The sequence below is a fragment of the Bacillus sp. AFS059628 genome (assembly GCF_002571225.1).
Lineage (GTDB): Bacteria > Bacillota > Bacilli > Bacillales > Bacillaceae_G > Bacillus_A.
On the sequence record NZ_NVEC01000035.1, the window covers coordinates 18,571 to 33,237 of the forward strand.

The 14,667-nt window shown below is 36.4% G+C and carries 19 protein-coding genes, 2 pseudogenes and 1 riboswitch; of the genes and pseudogenes, 18 read left to right on the forward strand and 3 right to left on the reverse strand.

The genetic code is table 11. The features are described 5' to 3' along the window. The first annotated feature begins 21 nt into the window (after nt 1–21). Complete coding sequence (locus COL05_RS12345) at nt 22–1,035, forward strand: PTS sugar transporter subunit IIC (protein WP_098668816.1); 1,014 nt, start codon at nt 22–24, stop codon at nt 1,033–1,035. Between the two features lie 57 nt (nt 1,036–1,092). Here the strand turns inward: COL05_RS12345 and COL05_RS12350 are convergent, their stop codons facing one another. Further along, nucleotides 1,093–1,740, reverse strand: a complete 648-nt coding sequence (locus COL05_RS12350; RefSeq protein WP_098668817.1) for a phosphatase PAP2 family protein — start codon at nt 1,738–1,740, stop codon at nt 1,093–1,095. A 143-nt stretch (nt 1,741–1,883) separates the two neighbouring features. Here COL05_RS12350 and COL05_RS12355 point away from each other — a divergent pair, with 143 nt between their 5' ends. Further along, nucleotides 1,884–2,411, forward strand: coding sequence for a hypothetical protein (locus COL05_RS12355; protein ID WP_098668818.1), 528 nt, complete (start codon nt 1,884–1,886; stop codon nt 2,409–2,411). 374 nt (nt 2,412–2,785) lie between these two features. Here the strand turns inward: COL05_RS12355 and COL05_RS12360 are convergent, their stop codons facing one another. Next, nucleotides 2,786–3,175, reverse strand: coding sequence for a hypothetical protein (locus tag COL05_RS12360; RefSeq protein ID WP_098668819.1), 390 nt, complete (start codon nt 3,173–3,175; stop codon nt 2,786–2,788). 136 nt (nt 3,176–3,311) lie between these two features. Here COL05_RS12360 and COL05_RS12365 point away from each other — a divergent pair, with 136 nt between their 5' ends. The 5 genes and pseudogenes from COL05_RS12365 to gcvH all read left to right on the forward strand — a co-directional run bounded on the left by COL05_RS12365 (nt 3,312) and on the right by gcvH (nt 5,883). After that, complete coding sequence (locus COL05_RS12365) at nt 3,312–3,701, forward strand: hypothetical protein (protein ID WP_142337457.1); 390 nt, start codon at nt 3,312–3,314, stop codon at nt 3,699–3,701. Nucleotides 3,702–3,991: 290 nt separating this feature from the next. After that, a pseudogene (locus tag COL05_RS32180) lies at nt 3,992–4,202 on the forward strand (hypothetical protein); the annotation flags it as partial. A gap of 99 nt (nt 4,203–4,301) precedes the next feature. Next, nucleotides 4,302–4,565, forward strand: coding sequence for a DUF3937 family protein (locus COL05_RS12380; RefSeq protein ID WP_098668821.1), 264 nt, complete (start codon nt 4,302–4,304; stop codon nt 4,563–4,565). Nucleotides 4,566–5,092: 527 nt separating this feature from the next. After that, a complete protein-coding gene (locus tag COL05_RS12385; protein WP_000218968.1) occupies nt 5,093–5,458 on the forward strand; it encodes an arsenate reductase family protein in 366 nt (121 codons plus the stop codon). A 41-nt stretch (nt 5,459–5,499) separates the two neighbouring features. Then, complete coding sequence (gcvH, locus tag COL05_RS12390; RefSeq protein WP_000026900.1) at nt 5,500–5,883, forward strand: glycine cleavage system protein GcvH; 384 nt, start codon at nt 5,500–5,502, stop codon at nt 5,881–5,883. 236 nt (nt 5,884–6,119) lie between these two features. Here the strand turns inward: gcvH and COL05_RS31300 are convergent, their stop codons facing one another. Further along, nucleotides 6,120–6,269, reverse strand: coding sequence for a hypothetical protein (locus COL05_RS31300; RefSeq protein ID WP_180233445.1), 150 nt, complete (start codon nt 6,267–6,269; stop codon nt 6,120–6,122). A gap of 67 nt (nt 6,270–6,336) precedes the next feature. Between COL05_RS31300 and COL05_RS12395 the strand changes: the two genes are divergently transcribed. The 11 genes and pseudogenes from COL05_RS12395 to sufU all read left to right on the forward strand — a co-directional run bounded on the left by COL05_RS12395 (nt 6,337) and on the right by sufU (nt 14,645). Continuing rightward, nucleotides 6,337–6,681 (forward strand): toprim domain-containing protein, encoded by a 345-nt coding sequence (locus COL05_RS12395; RefSeq protein ID WP_098668822.1) that lies wholly within the window; start codon nt 6,337–6,339, stop codon nt 6,679–6,681. A 3-nt stretch (nt 6,682–6,684) separates the two neighbouring features. Further along, nucleotides 6,685–6,993 (forward strand): thioredoxin family protein, encoded by a 309-nt coding sequence (locus tag COL05_RS12400; protein ID WP_002008881.1) that lies wholly within the window; start codon nt 6,685–6,687, stop codon nt 6,991–6,993. 154 nt (nt 6,994–7,147) lie between these two features. Next, entirely contained in the window at nt 7,148–7,492 is a 345-nt protein-coding gene (locus tag COL05_RS12405) for a hypothetical protein (protein WP_048528307.1), read from the forward strand. 125 nt (nt 7,493–7,617) lie between these two features. Beyond that, nucleotides 7,618–7,725: riboswitch (SAM riboswitch) on the forward strand. Between the two features lie 299 nt (nt 7,726–8,024). Continuing rightward, nucleotides 8,025–9,050 carry a methionine ABC transporter ATP-binding protein gene (locus COL05_RS12410; protein WP_098668823.1) on the forward strand — a complete coding sequence of 342 codons (1,026 nt, stop codon included), beginning with the start codon at nt 8,025–8,027 and terminating at the stop codon, nt 9,048–9,050. Further along, on the forward strand, nt 9,043–9,708 hold the full coding sequence (locus COL05_RS12415) for a methionine ABC transporter permease (protein WP_142337461.1): 666 nt from the start codon (nt 9,043–9,045) through the stop codon (nt 9,706–9,708). The genes COL05_RS12410 and COL05_RS12415 overlap by 8 nt, the downstream gene beginning before the upstream one ends. Before the next feature lie 23 nt (nt 9,709–9,731). Next, nucleotides 9,732–10,544: a methionine ABC transporter substrate-binding lipoprotein MetQ gene (gene metQ, locus COL05_RS12420; protein WP_098668825.1), complete on the forward strand. Its 813-nt coding sequence runs from the start codon at nt 9,732–9,734 to the stop codon at nt 10,542–10,544. Beyond that, nucleotides 10,541–10,672, forward strand: a pseudogene (locus COL05_RS12425) (MetQ/NlpA family ABC transporter substrate-binding protein); the annotation flags it as partial. The gene metQ and the pseudogene COL05_RS12425, both read left to right, overlap by 4 nt. Before the next feature lie 238 nt (nt 10,673–10,910). Then, nucleotides 10,911–11,696, forward strand: a complete 786-nt coding sequence (gene sufC, locus COL05_RS12430; RefSeq protein ID WP_000929160.1) for a Fe-S cluster assembly ATPase SufC — start codon at nt 10,911–10,913, stop codon at nt 11,694–11,696. 15 nt (nt 11,697–11,711) lie between these two features. Then, entirely contained in the window at nt 11,712–13,004 is a 1,293-nt protein-coding gene (sufD, locus tag COL05_RS12435; RefSeq protein ID WP_098668827.1) for a Fe-S cluster assembly protein SufD, read from the forward strand. Beyond that, the gene (gene sufS / locus COL05_RS12440) at nt 13,004–14,224 is read left to right on the forward strand and encodes a cysteine desulfurase SufS (protein WP_001020769.1); all 1,221 of its coding nucleotides are present in this window, start codon (nt 13,004–13,006) and stop codon (nt 14,222–14,224) included. Before sufD ends, sufS begins: the two co-directional genes overlap by 1 nt. Then, complete coding sequence (sufU, locus tag COL05_RS12445) at nt 14,214–14,645, forward strand: Fe-S cluster assembly sulfur transfer protein SufU (protein WP_000009523.1); 432 nt, start codon at nt 14,214–14,216, stop codon at nt 14,643–14,645. Before sufS ends, sufU begins: the two co-directional genes overlap by 11 nt. The last annotated feature ends 22 nt before the right edge of the window (nt 14,646–14,667 follow it).

Below are 14,667 nucleotides of genomic sequence, written 5' to 3' on the forward strand. Positions count from 1 at the left end.
TTATAGGAGAAGGTGAAACAAATGAAGGAATATATAATGTCTCGTGTATTTAAAGCATCTGCTGGAATCGCACAAGGTATTTTCGTATCCCTTGGAATTGGTTTACTAATCGAAAATATAGGAAGAATTGTTGATCTTCCGTTACTTATTACAATCGGAGTTGTTGCAAAATCACTTATGGCACCAGCCATTGGTGCCGGAATTGCTTTTATGCTCGGTGCAAATGGCCTTGTAATCTTCTCGGCTATGGTAGCTGGAGCGATTGGTGCGGGATCCATTTCAATTACTGAAGCAGGTCTAATTATTAAAACAGGTGAGCCAATCGGTGCATTATTAACAGCAACTTTAGCTGTATATATTGGTAAACGTTTAAGCGGGAAAACGGCTTTAGATATGATGCTCGTTCCATTTGCGGCCATATTAGGTTCTGGTTTAGTCGGTATTTGGTTATCTCATAATATTACTCCTGTTTTAAATGCAGTTGGGGCATTTATTAAAGATAGCTCAGCTGGTAGCCCGTTCATCGCTTCTATCGTCATTGCAGTCGTTTGGGGACTATTACTTATCTCCCCAGCTTCATCAGCTGCGTTAGCAATCGCACTTAGCTTAGACGGTGTTGCAGGTGGTGCTGCTCTTGCAGGCTGCGTTGCCCAGTTTATCGGATTCTCTGTTATCTCAGCGAAAGAAAATAATTTGGGCGGCATATTAGCTCAAGCACTTTGTACTCCGAAAGTACAGTTGCCAAATATCACTAAAAATCCAATGATTCTCGTCCCAACTGTTGTCGCCAGTGCGATAGTTGGTCCAGTATCCGCATTGATTTTCCAACTGGAAGCAGGAAAAGAAATTGCAGGTCTTGGATTAAGTTCTCTTATCGCACCAATTAATTTAATTTCCAGCGAAGGATGGGAAGTTGTCCCAGCGATGGTAATCACATATATCATCATTCCAGTAGCTGTTTCTTATATACTTTACATTGCTCTTAAAAAAGCAGGTCGTATTCACTCTGGTGATATGACTGTACCGCAATCTTAAATTGAAAATCTCCTTTTATATAGAGAAAAGCAGACTGTAGAAGCCACAGTCTGCTTTTTACATTTTTTGATTTTGTTTTACTGGAACACGTACCGTTTCTTTGGCTAATAACAACTGAACGCCGAAGTAAAGTATGCTTGCAAGCGTCATTCCAGAAATGGCGTCTACAAATGCGTGTTGCTTTGTAAATAACGTTGATAAAATAATAAGCGTACCGAAGAAGGTAAGAATGTAATATTCAAAAGCATGTTGTTCCCTACGTCTAAAGGCAGCTAACATAATGATAAAGGTAGTAAGAACGTGAATGCTAGGGAAACAGTTCACCGGTTGGTCGATACTATAAATATAGCGGACTAGTTCGGAAAATACGTCGGATCCAACGACTGCTGGACGTGGTACAGTTGTTTGCCAAAAATAATAAATAGAAAAACAAGCAAGTTTTCCAAGAATGATACTACTTAAAGTGACATAATATTGTTTTCGATCGGCAAAGCAGTAATAAATAAGTGCGCCGTATAAGTAAGGAAACCAAAGTAAATAAGGAATAATAAATGCTTTCACAAATGGAATCCAATCGTCTACTACAGTTGTGACATCTACTGCATGAACAGCTGATTTATTTAATACATCGTAAAGGGGACTTACGAGTACGAGTAGAAGTATATAACTTAACGGAAGAAAAGATGAAAGTTTAAATTTCTTCATGATAATCTCCTATGTTTAGTAATGTAAGCAAATTCAATTGATTATAATATAGAAACGTAATTTGGGCTATCGATTTTACTTACATTTTCTTGAATGAACCTTACGTTTTTGTCACTTGACTGAAAAGAAGGGGAGGGTGCTATATGAAGCGTTTATCGTATTTCTTAGTTTTTATATTGATATGCCTAGTCGGTGCTGGGTGTGCAAAGGATAAAGAAGGAGAGAAATTAGAATATAACGGAAGAGCACTCGTAATTGGAGTTGTTGGAGAAAAACCGAAAGATACGTTTAGGAATATAAAGTTTGAGGAAATGAAGTTAGAGGACCTGGAAAAGAAATCTAAGGAAGTGGATGGCTTTCTAATAATGAAAGATCACTTTCAAGAAGCCTCAACAGAGCAATATAAAAATGTATTTTCATCGCTAAAGAAACCAGTGTTTTTTATCGGTTTACAAGATAAGTCATATTCAATTTTTACTACAAAAGGGATAGAGTATAACAGTGCCCGAAAAGATGTAAATGCTATGTATACGCAAGGGTTTGCAAATATCGGAAGTGGTGAAGGACAACAATGGGCAGTTGGTTTATCGAATGGTGGAAATACTGAAGAAAGCATTCATAATATGTATATCATAGTATTTCAAACAATTGCAGATTATTTAAGTCGATGATGAGGAAGCCTGTAAACGAGGCTTCTTATTTTTTATGCAGAAGCACAGATAAAAATATGATTGAGAAGTTCATGCAAGCTTTACAACGTATGCGAGATGTAATGATACCGATTTATAATTTTATATCAGCTATTGCGGATTTAAATATAAATTTTTAATGAAGCGCATCCATTATTAGCTCGTTTTATTAAGGGGTGATAATGTTAGTTCCACATCTCCCTTTGTAATTAGTATTGGTTAGTGGCGTCTGCTTGAGCAGGAATTGCAGTAGGATATTCATATGCATATAAACACCTTTATTTATATACTCGTTTACTCTTTCTATATCTCATTACATCATAACGACTATGCCATAGTTATGTAATGGGTTTCTTTTAAAAATTAGTATTAACTATCTTAATTGAAGTGCACTGCATTTCTACCCATTCATTTTCTATATCTTGCTCGATTTCTTCTAAATCAATTAGTATTATACTATCGTAGATATGTAGTGTTGCTAAGTTATCCTCAACGTTATAATCTAGCTTAGCGATTACTTTAAAGCCTTTACTATTCTGAATTATTGCATTTGCATTTTTATCTGAAAAGGCTATATTTGTATTCCATATAAATTCATCATCTATATGTATTTCTACATTATAGTTTTCGTATTTTTCTGGCTTATCGCCATCCCACTCAGCGATAAATTGATTGCTATCTACTTGAACTAAAACTTTATATCCATCTAATAATTTGTCTGATATATCCACTATTTTAATATTCATTGCTTATTACTCCTTTTTATTTTTTATATGGTACTCTAACAAGGGGATTGTCAAGATTCATCACGTTATTTACGGGGGCATAGGTCCATTTTTCTTTATGAAAGAAAAAATGTAAATAAGAGGATAAGGGGGAATGATGTTGAAAACTATTAAAAATATATTATTATTTGTTCTATGTTTGGTGGTTCTTAGTGGTTGTTTTACAAGAGAGGGAACGATTGTTGGTGGTAAGGTTCATGGAGGTTCAAATAGTATAGATGGAAAGTATAAAAGTTTCACAGGTTTTGCAACTCAAGATATGGATGTAAAAAAAGGTGAAAGCTGGACATTTAACTTTGATGATAAAACTAAACAAGGAACCATAAAGGCTTATGTTTTAGATTCAAATGATAATACAATACTGGAAGTTAATAGTGGAAACAGTAAAAATAATATTAAAGTTTCTAAAGATGATACATATAAAGTTAAAATTATAACAGAAGAACATGGTGGAGAATTTGAAATATCATGGAAAAAAGAAAGGTAGTTAAGTTAATGAGTATCGGGCTATTATTATGTTCTTAGGATTCGGATATCTTCCAAAGAGATGGGGAAAAAGGAAAGTTTCAGAAAAGTTTCTGCAAGCAAAATTTGCGGATGAAGGAAAAGGGATTTTGATTATTACTTATGCTATAGATTTATATGTAATATCTATTCCTTTAAAAGTAAAGAAATATAATTCACTTTAATTTGTATTGAATATAGAAGTGATTATGCTATGAAAGTCATGTGTATACATGGCTTTTTCTTTGCAGTAATTTCTTACTTGTTGGTTCTATCGCATCCGCTGTAGCGTTATGCGGCGGGCTATTCATTATGGGTAGGTAGCCAGGAACAGGGATTTCCCCTTATTTCAAGGGCTGGGATTGTCTATATAGTGGTTCAAATGATTTCGTTATTTATGCGATTATTTGTTGGGATTGCTAAAGCTATTTTGCCCTACATTAGTAGGACTTTTTTATTAACAGTAATTCCTCAATATTCATGAAATATGCAAATATGCATATTGTATTTATTTGGATATTCTCTGTGTTAAAATTAAATATAGGGATTTTTGTATATAAGGAACTAAGATCAGAAATATACAATGAATTTTGAGAGGTGTTACATGTTTACAAACAAGAAATTAATTCGATTTGGTCTAACATTACTTGTATGTTTATTTATAATTGATTTTACAATCGGTTATTTTCAAACATATCTTGAATCAGCGGCAGGTATTAAATGGGTAATACCAGAAACTTGGAGAACTATTTTGTTAGATGCCCCTGAAAGTATATTGGTTATTTTAGGCGCAATTGCTTTATATGATTTTACAAAAGAAACATCGAAAAAAGACGCATCAATTTAGATGCGTCTTTTTTCTTTGCGGTAATTTCTTCAACACCATGGAATACTCTCACTATTACGGCCAAAATCGTTATTTCCTTTTATCTGTACGCCTTGTCAGGTGAAGTTTTCCAGGTATTGTGACTATAGGCTGGAATGGTTAAATAAACGTTTGTTTAAGATATATGTTCGGTAGGAAGAAACTGATGCAGCTCAAGGGTTAACAAAGAAAAGTGGGGAGTTAATCAAATGTTTGTTTAAGATATATGTTCGGTAGGAAGAGACCGATGCAATTCAAGGGTTAACAAAGAAAAATGGGGAGCTAATCAAACGTTTGTTTAAGGTGTATGTTCGGAGGGTGGATGAGAGAAGAATCAAAAAAATTTATATATTTATTTTTTCTTAACAAATGGCGGAAAAATAAGAAAAATTTGCAGGATTATTAAAAATTATCACGAAATAAGTAAAAGTTTAGCGAATAATCGTTTGAAATAATAAAACGTTTTCTATATGATAAAGGTAAAGGTTAGTAAAAAAGTAGGTGAATTTATGACAGTAACATTTTATTCATATCCAAAGTGTGGCACATGTCAAAAAGCAAAGAAATGGTTTGAGGCAAACGATGTAGCATATGAGATGATTCATATTGTTGAAAATCCACCATCAAAAGAAGATTTACGTAATTTACATGAAAAAAGTGAATTACCATTGAAAAAATTCTTTAATACAAGTGGAATGCGTTACCGTGAACTTGGTCTGAAAGATAAGTTAAAAGATGCAAGTGAAGACGAAATGTACGAGCTTTTAGCATCTGATGGCATGTTGATCAAACGTCCAATTGTAACAGATGGAACGAATGTAACACTTGGTTTTAACGAAGAGCAGTTTGAAAGTGTGTGGAAAAAGTACCAATAAGGTATTTTTACATAATTAATACATTCACTGGAGGTACAGTCATGAGCATTCCAAATAATTTACGTTACTCTGAAGAACACGAATGGGTAAAAACTGAAGGTAATGAAGTTGTTATCGGTATTACTCACTTTGCACAAAGTGAGCTAGGCGATATCGTATTCGTTGAACTTCCTGAAGTAGGTGCAACAATCGAAGCTGACGAGCCATTCGGAAGCGTAGAATCTGTTAAAACAGTTTCTGAGTTATATGCACCTGTAAGCGGTAAAGTTGTAGCAGTAAACGAAGAATTAAGTGACCAACCAGAACTTGTTAACGAATCTCCATACGAGGGTGCATGGATGGTTAAAGTTGAACTTTCTGATGCAAGCCAAGTTGAGAAGTTATTAACTGCTGAAAAATATGCAGAAATGACAAACCAAGACTAATTATAGTCGACTAAAGGACAGCCTTTGTGCTGTCCTTTTTTATTTTGTGTTACATAATATATTTAAAATCGAGTGTAAATGAATAAGCTATTATGGGAATGAACGTTTTTTGGTAAGGTTTCATGGGCTTGGTAATCTGAACAGTCGATCATTTCACTCCTTCACTTGAGGTGAAAAGCGCCTTCTGTGCGAAAGAACCTTAGCCAACAGGGCTAAACAGTCGGTTCCGCTTTTCTTTAAGATCCAGCTCTAGCGGCTAAATTGTTCGGTGGCTTCGCTTCTTCCTGCAAGGCAAAAAGCGCCTTTACGTCAGAAGCTCCATCCCCCTCACAATCTGAACGAGCCGCTTCCGCTTTTCTTTTGCAAAAATAAACAGGAAACAACATGAAAATAACGAATATACTATATACTAAGTTAAAGGTTGTATAGTATATGGTGATCGGGTGATGACATATGATTTATGTAGAAAAAGTCATTATTGTAGAAGGTACATCAGATAGAAGAAAGATTGAATCTATTATTCGGGAACCGGTGGAAATTGTTTGTACAAATGGTACAATTGGTTTGGCGAAAATGGATGAGCTCGTTGATCAGTTTTTTGATAAAGAAGTGTATGTACTTGTGGATGCTGATGATGCTGGAGAAAAGTTAAGGAAACAATTTCGAAAAGAATTTCCGCAAGCAGAGCATATTTATATTGATCGCTCGTACCGAGAAGTGGCAACTGCGCCATCTTCACACTTAGCAAATGTATTATGGGGAGCTGACATTGACGTTTATACAGAATATTTACGGTAAGGAATGATAGAAGTGATTGACTGGACAGGAGCCGAGGCAACAGCCCTAATAGAGAACGAAGAAAAAACAGTGTTATATGTATATACTCCAATGTGTGGAACATGCCAATTAGCAAAAAAGATGTTAACTGTCGTTGAGATGACAATTGAAGATTTGAAAATTGGAATGTTAGATTTAAATTATGCTCCGCATTTAGCGAAAGAGTATGGAATCGAAAGTGTGCCGTGTTTACTTGTTTTTGAAAATGGGACACTCATGAAGAAGATATATGCATTTCATTCGGTTGAATATTTATATACGGAATTAAAGTAGGCGGCAAAGTTTTTGCCGCCTCGACATATTTCTTGGGAAATATGTCGAGATGCAGGGTGGTTACAGTATTTGTCGAGCGAAAGTAACAGGATTGCTCTTTAGTAAGAGGGAATGGTATGTGTAATAGAAAGTGATATGAAGGATGTGATTTAAGGTGAAATTATATTCTTTGCTGCAATCATTTGTAAATTACGCTAATGGTCAATATCATTTAGAGCCGCTTTTAAGACAAGGAGAAAAAACTGTTAATTTCCGCTTTGGAGATGAAAGTTGTTCGTTACAAATTTCAAGAGATTATATAGAACTGCTACATGAGGAAATAGGGACGGAGCAAATCGTTTGTGTAGATGAAGAAGATGTAAAACAATTGGTAAACGGCAATGTACGATTGCAAATGTTAATGAACGATGGACGTGTACAATATTCGGGAACATATCGAACGATGCTATTAGTCGAATCGATGTTTCACATATGTAAACCGATGTCAGTAGGGGCTTAAAATTCTGAAGGTTCATTTTTTACGAAAATTTCTGTTGACATGATGTGTGGATATTGATACAATTCAATTCATAAAATATAGACAATTTCATAAATTACAAATCAGACGAAAATGTAATCTGATTTCTCTTATCAAGAGAGGTGGAGGGACTGTGCCCTGTGAAGCCCGGCAACCGTCAACTTATGTTGAAATGGTGCCAATTCCTGCAAAGCAAATGCTTTGAGAGATGAGAGAGAGGGATAATGTTGTTATATACGCATATAAACCTTTCTGCTTCTCTAAAGCGGAAAGGTTTTTTTGTTGTTTGAATGTGGAGGACATTCAAATAATAAAAGTAGTGATAGCGGTGGACTACACGCACTAAACATAAAAAATTGCGGAGTCGATCAAAAATCTAGCTCCAGCGGCTAGAACAGTCGGTCGTTTCATCCCGTCCTATGAGGCAAAAAGCGCCTCTACGTCAGGGATTCCAACGTCCTCTTGTTCTAAACGAGCCGCTTACGCTTTTTATTAAAAAAAGGGGTGATACACCATGATTCTATTAGAAAATGTAAAGAAAATATATAAAGCAAAAAGCGGTGATGTCACTGCTGTAGATAACGCCAATTTAAAAATAGACAAAGGTGAAATCTTTGGTGTTATCGGATATAGTGGCGCTGGGAAAAGTTCTTTAATTAGATTATTCAATCAGTTGGAGAAACCAACTTCTGGCCAAATTACAATTGCAAATCGTGTCATTTCAGCCATTACAGGAAGTGAACTTCGTAAGGCAAGGCAAGAAATCGGAATGATTTTTCAACACTTCAACTTACTTTGGTCACGAACTGTACGCGAAAATATCGAGTTCCCGCTTGAAATTGCAGGTGTTGATAAGGCGAAGAGAAGAAAACGCGTGGATGAGTTAATTCATCTTGTTGGATTAGAAGGAAGAGGAGATGCGTATCCATCTCAGCTGAGCGGAGGACAAAAGCAACGTGTTGGAATTGCAAGAGCATTAGCTAACAATCCGCAAGTGCTTTTATGTGATGAAGCGACGTCGGCTCTTGATCCAGAAACGACAGATCAAATTTTAGATTTATTATTAGATATTAATAAGCGTCTCGGTTTAACAATTGTACTCATTACACATGAGATGCACGTGATTCGAAAGATTTGTAATCGAGTGGCGGTAATGGAAAAAGGAAAGATTGTAGAAACGGGTCCAGTACTTGATGTATTCCGTAATCCACAGCAAGATATTACAAAACGATTTGTAAAGCAATTAACAGATTCTGAAGATACAAATGAAACGATTGAAAGTTTAATTGAAAAATATCCAGATGGTAAAGTCGTTCGTTTGCAGTTTATCGGTGAAGCTGTAGAAAGACCAGTACTTCAAAGATTAATGCAACGTAGTGATATAGAAGTTAGCATTCTGCAAGGAAATATCGCACAAACGAATGACGGTTCTTACGGTAGTTTAGTTGTTCATTTAAATGGTGAGGAAACAGCGATTCAGCAAGCAATAGAGGGAATACATCAAGATCAAGTAGAGCTGGAGGTGATTGCACATGGATAAGTTACTCACAAATGTCGATTGGAATCAAATGTTAGAAGCAACTGGTGAAACGTTATATATGACGGCAATCGCAGCTCTTGCCACATTTGTTTTCGGACTCATTTTAGGATTGTTACTCTTTATGACAGCAAAAGATAATTTATGGGAAAACAAGACGGTTAACACAGCGATTGGAGCGTTCGTAAATATATTCCGTTCGATACCGTTTATTATTTTAATCATTTTATTAATCCCATTTACAAAGATTCTGCTTGGAACAATTCTTGGAGCGAGCGCTGCACTTCCAGCTTTAATTATTGGAGCGGCACCGTTTTACGCGAGAATGGTTGAAATCGCACTTCGCGAAATTGATAAAGGTGTAATTGAAGCTTCAAAAGCAATGGGAGCAAAAACAAGCACAATTATTTTGAAAGTATTAATTCCAGAATCGTTACCAGCATTAGTATCTGGTATTACGGTTACGACAATTGCTTTAGTAGGCTATACAGCAATGGCAGGAGTTGTTGGTGCTGGTGGTCTTGGAACACTTGCATATTTAGAAGGATTCCAACGAGGAAATAATGATGTAACGATCATTGCGACAATTTGTGTATTACTAGTTGTATTTTTCATTCAGTGGATGGGTGATCGTGTAACGACTCGAATAGATAAACGATAATAAAAAATGGGAGGATATTTCAAATGAAAAAATTATTACTGACAGCACTTATTTCAACTTCAATTTTTGGGTTAGCAGCTTGTGGCGGGAAAGATAAAGATGAAAAGAAACTTGTTGTGGGGGCTTCTAACGTACCGCACGCTGAAATTTTAGAAAAGGCAAAACCGTTACTTGAGAAAAAAGGAATTGAATTAGAGGTGAAAAAATTCCAAGATTACGTGTTGCCAAATAAAGCGTTAGCGGATAAGGAATTAGACGCTAACTACTTTCAGCACATTCCGTATTTAGAAAAAGAAATGAAAGATAAAAAGTATGACTTTGAAGTAGCAGGAAAGATTCATTTAGAGCCAATTGGTGTATACTCTCAAAAATATAAGAGCTTAAAAGAGCTTCCAGACGGAGCGACAATTATTATGAGTAATTCTGTTGCAGACCATGGACGTGGTTTAGCAATTTTACAAAAAGAAGGTATTTTAAAAATTAAAGACGGAGTAGATCCGGTTAAAGCAACTCCGAAAGATATTGCGGATAATCCGAAAAACTTAAAATTTAAAACAGATATTGAGCCTGGTTTGTTACCACAAGTGTATAACAATAAAGAAGGCGACGCTGTTTTAATTAACTCAAACTATGCAATTGATGCGAAATTAAACCCAGAAAAAGATGCAATTGCAATTGAAAGCAATGATTCACCGTACGCAAACGTAGTAGCTGTTCGTAAAGGTGATAAAGATAAAAAAGAAATTAAAGAGCTAGTAGAAGTGCTGCATTCAAAAGAAATTGAAGACTTTATTAATAAAGAATATAAAGGGGCAGTTGTTCCTGTAAAAGAATAATTGCGGTTCGTAAAGGTGACGAGAAGAAAAAAGAAATGAAAGAGCTAGTAGAGGTATTGCATTCAAAAGAAATTCAAGATTTTATTACTAAAGAATATAAAGATGCTGTACTTTCGGTAAGTGAATAAATATAAGGAAAGGACTGGTAATTTTCCAGTCCTTTTTTCTTTATATAAATAAGAAGAAAGGTGTATCATATAAGGATGCAAGTGAAATACTTATATACATTTGTGAAAAAATTGTTACTTTTTTTCGTCGTTTGCGATATCATTTTATTTGATATAAAATTAGAATGAGAATAAAATGAGAATATGAACGTTTTAGGAATTTTTAAAATGTATATATAGGATTAATGGAGGTATTGAGATGGCTGGTTCTACATTAACGGTTAAAGACTTACACGTATCAATTGATGGCAAAGAAATTTTAAAAGGTGTAAACCTTGAAGTAAAAGGTGGAGAAATCCACGCAATTATGGGACCTAACGGAACAGGTAAATCAACTTTATCTTCTGCAATTATGGGTCACCCAAAGTATGAAGTAACAGAAGGTAGCATCATCATCGACGGTGAAGATGTATTAGAAATGGAAGTAGACGAGCGCGCGCAAGCAGGTCTATTCCTAGCAATGCAATATCCAAGTGAAATTAGCGGAGTAACAAACGCTGACTTCTTACGTTCTGCAATTAACGCACGTCGTGAAGAAGGCGATGAAATTTCTCTTATGAAATTTATCCGTACATTAGATAAAAACATGGAATTCCTAGAAATGGATCCAGAAATGGCACAACGTTACTTAAACGAAGGTTTCTCTGGTGGAGAGAAAAAACGTAACGAAATTCTTCAATTAATGATGATTGAGCCAAAAATCGCAATCTTAGACGAAATCGACTCAGGTCTTGATATCGATGCATTAAAAGTTGTATCTAAAGGTATTAACGAAATGCGCGGCGAAGAGTTCGGTTGCCTAATGATTACGCATTACCAACGTTTATTAAACTACATCACTCCAGACTTCGTTCACGTTATGATGAACGGTCGTATCGTTAAATCTGGTGGTCCTGAGCTTGCACAACGTCTAGAAGCTGAAGGTTATGACTGGATTAAAAAAGAATTAGGTATTGAAGACGAAACAACAGAGCAAGAAGCGTAAGAGAGGAGCATAAACATGACAATCGGTACATTACCTTTCGATCAAGAAACAATCCGTCAACGCGCAAGCGAAGTAAACGAAGCTGCTTGGTTGACTGAGTTCCGCTTACAAGCTCTTGCACAAGCAACTGAACTTCCAATGCCAACGCCTGATAAAACGAAAATTGAAAAATGGGACTTTATCGGAAAAGGCGACGCTGCTAAGCAAGAGCCTGTAAGTTCTTTAACAGAGCTTCCAGAAGCAGTGAAAAACTTAATCGATGAAAACAACAGCGTATTAGTACAACGCACTGGTACAACTGCATTCGTTTCTTTAGCAGACGAAGCAAAAGAAAAAGGTGTTATTTTTACAGACATCGTAACAGCTGCAACTGAGCACGCTGAGCTAGTACAAAAGTACTTAATGAAAGACGGCGTGAAGATAGACGAGCATCGTCTAACTGCACTTCATGCTGCATTAATCAACGGCGGTGCATTCGTATATGTTCCGAAAAACGTTGTTCTTGAAACTCCACTTCAAGCTGTATTCTTAGTAGACGGCGAAGAAGCTAACGTATATAACCACGTATTATTCGTAGCTGATGCGAACAGTACTGCAACTTATGTAGAAAACTACGTTGCAAATGAAAATGCTAAAGGTATTGCAAATATCGTAGCAGAAGTAATCGTGGAACAAGGCGCACAAGTGAAATTCGGTGCGGTTGATCTATTAGCAAAAGACGTAACAACTTACGTTAACCGCCGCGGTATTGTTGGACGCGACGGCCGCATTGATTGGGCTCTAGGCCTTATGAATGACGGAAACACAATCTCAGAGAACGTTACAAACTTAATGGGCGACGGTTCATATGCTGATACGAAAACAGTAACAATTGGCCGTGGCAACCAAACACAAAACTTTACAACTAAAGTTGTTCACTTCGGTAAACACTCTGAAGGTTGGATTTTAAAACACGGTGTACAAAAAGATAGTGCAACATCTATCTTTAACGGAATTGGTAAGATTGAACACGGTGCATCTAAATCAAATGCACAACAATCTTCTCGCGTTCTTATGTTAGATGAAAAAGCACGCGGTGATGCAAACCCAATTCTTCTAATCGACGAAGATGATGTAATGGCAGGTCACGCAGCTTCAGTAGGTCGCGTAGATCCAGTCCAACTATACTACTTGATGAGCCGTGGTATTCCAAAACGCGAAGCAGAACGTTTAGTCATCCATGGATTCTTAGCACCTGTAGTTAATGAGCTTCCAATTGAAGGAGTAAAGGCACAGCTTGTTGAGGTAATTGAAAGGAAAGTTCGCTAATGAATATTCATGAAATACGCAAACAGTTTCCAATTCTTGATCAAAAAGTGAACGGCAAACAACTTGTTTATTTCGATAGTGCAGCAACTTCTCAAAAACCAATTCAAGTCATTGAAACGTTAGAACGTTACTATAAAGAATATAATTCTAACGTGCATCGCGGTGTTCATACGCTCGGTACGAAAGCTACCGACGCGTATGAAGGTGCACGCGAGAAAGTTCGTAAGTTTATTAACGCGAAATCAATGGAAGAGATTATTTTCACGCGCGGAACGACAACTGCATTAAATACAGTAGCGGCTAGCTATGGTCTTGAAAATGTAAAAGAAGGCGATGAAATCGTTATTTCTTACATGGAGCACCATAGTAACATCATTCCGTGGCAGCAAGTTGCGAAGAAAACTGGTGCAACTTTAAAATACCTTCCGCTTCAACCAGACGGTACAATTTCTTTAGAAGATGTTCGTCAAACAGTTACACCGAATACAAAAATCGTTTCTATTATGCAAGTTTCAAACGTGCTTGGAACGATTAACCCTGTAAAAGAAATCGGAGCAATCGCACACGAAAATGGCGCAATTATGGTAGTTGACGGTGCACAAAGTACACCTCATATGAAAGTAGATGTACAAGATTTGAACTGTGATTTCTACGCATTATCTGCTCATAAGATGTGCGGACCTACAGGTATCGGCGTATTATATGGTAAGAAAGAATTGCTAAACAATATGGAGCCAATTGAATTTGGCGGTGAAATGATTGATTTCGTAGATTTACAAGAATCTACGTGGAAAGAGCTTCCGTGGAAGTTTGAAGCAGGTACACCGATTATCGGTAATGCAATCGGACTTGGTGCGGCAATTGATTTCCTAGAAGAAATCGGTCTTCATAATATTGAAAAGCATGAGCATGAATTAGCGCAATACGCTTTAGAAAGACTATCAGAAGTAGATGGCGTTACAATTTATGGTCCAAAGCATCGCGCTGGTCTTGTTACATTTAATATTGAAGACGTACATCCTCACGATGTAGCGACAGTATTAGATGTAGAAGGTATTGCGGTTCGCGCAGGACACCACTGTGCACAACCGCTTATGAAGTGGCTAAAAGCTTCTTCAACAGCACGTGCGAGCTTCTATTTATATAATACAAAAGAAGAAATTGATACATTTGTTGAATCGCTAATCAAGACAAAGGAGTATTTCACAAATGTCATTTAATAATTTAGATACGTTATATCGTCAAGTTATTATGGATCATTACAAAAATCCTCGTAACCATGGCGTGTTAGAAGATAGTGTTACAGTAAACTTGAACAATCCAACTTGTGGTGATCGTATTCAACTTACGATGAAAGTAGAAGAAGGTATTGTGCAAGAAGCGAAGTTTGAAGGAGAAGGATGTTCTATCTCAATGTCTTCAGCTTCCATGATGACACAAGCAGTAAAAGGTAAGAAAATTGAAGAGGCACTTCAGCTTTCTAAAATTTTCTCTGATATGATGCTAGGAAAAGAGTACGATGACAGCATCGATTTAGGAGATATTGAAGCATTACAAGGCGTATGCAAGTTCCCTGCACGTATTAAATGTGCAACATTAGCGTGGAAAGCGTTAGAAAAGGGCTTAAACGAAGATAAGTAATGTTTAAAGGTTCCTAAAAACG

Excerpts from the sequence above, each read along its gene's own strand:
- COL05_RS12345 (WP_098668816.1), top strand. The coding sequence starts at position 22 with ATGAAGGAATATATAATGTCTCGTGTATTTAAAGCATCTGCTGGAATC.
- COL05_RS12350 (WP_098668817.1), bottom strand. The coding sequence starts at position 1,740 with ATGAAGAAATTTAAACTTTCATCTTTTCTTCCGTTAAGTTATATACTT.
- COL05_RS12355 (WP_098668818.1), top strand. The coding sequence starts at position 1,884 with ATGAAGCGTTTATCGTATTTCTTAGTTTTTATATTGATATGCCTAGTC.
- COL05_RS12360 (WP_098668819.1), bottom strand. The coding sequence starts at position 3,175 with ATGAATATTAAAATAGTGGATATATCAGACAAATTATTAGATGGATAT.
- COL05_RS12365 (WP_142337457.1), top strand. The coding sequence starts at position 3,312 with ATGTTGAAAACTATTAAAAATATATTATTATTTGTTCTATGTTTGGTG.
- COL05_RS12380 (WP_098668821.1), top strand. The coding sequence starts at position 4,302 with ATGAATTTTGAGAGGTGTTACATGTTTACAAACAAGAAATTAATTCGA.
- COL05_RS12385 (WP_000218968.1), top strand. The coding sequence starts at position 5,093 with ATGACAGTAACATTTTATTCATATCCAAAGTGTGGCACATGTCAAAAA.
- gcvH (WP_000026900.1), top strand. The coding sequence starts at position 5,500 with ATGAGCATTCCAAATAATTTACGTTACTCTGAAGAACACGAATGGGTA.
- COL05_RS31300 (WP_180233445.1), bottom strand. The coding sequence starts at position 6,269 with ATGTTGTTTCCTGTTTATTTTTGCAAAAGAAAAGCGGAAGCGGCTCGT.
- COL05_RS12395 (WP_098668822.1), top strand. The coding sequence starts at position 6,337 with ATGATTTATGTAGAAAAAGTCATTATTGTAGAAGGTACATCAGATAGA.
- COL05_RS12400 (WP_002008881.1), top strand. The coding sequence starts at position 6,685 with ATGATAGAAGTGATTGACTGGACAGGAGCCGAGGCAACAGCCCTAATA.
- COL05_RS12410 (WP_098668823.1), top strand. The coding sequence starts at position 8,025 with ATGATTCTATTAGAAAATGTAAAGAAAATATATAAAGCAAAAAGCGGT.
- COL05_RS12415 (WP_142337461.1), top strand. The coding sequence starts at position 9,043 with ATGGATAAGTTACTCACAAATGTCGATTGGAATCAAATGTTAGAAGCA.
- metQ (WP_098668825.1), top strand. The coding sequence starts at position 9,732 with ATGAAAAAATTATTACTGACAGCACTTATTTCAACTTCAATTTTTGGG.
- sufC (WP_000929160.1), top strand. The coding sequence starts at position 10,911 with ATGGCTGGTTCTACATTAACGGTTAAAGACTTACACGTATCAATTGAT.
- sufD (WP_098668827.1), top strand. The coding sequence starts at position 11,712 with ATGACAATCGGTACATTACCTTTCGATCAAGAAACAATCCGTCAACGC.
- sufS (WP_001020769.1), top strand. The coding sequence starts at position 13,004 with ATGAATATTCATGAAATACGCAAACAGTTTCCAATTCTTGATCAAAAA.
- sufU (WP_000009523.1), top strand. The coding sequence starts at position 14,214 with ATGTCATTTAATAATTTAGATACGTTATATCGTCAAGTTATTATGGAT.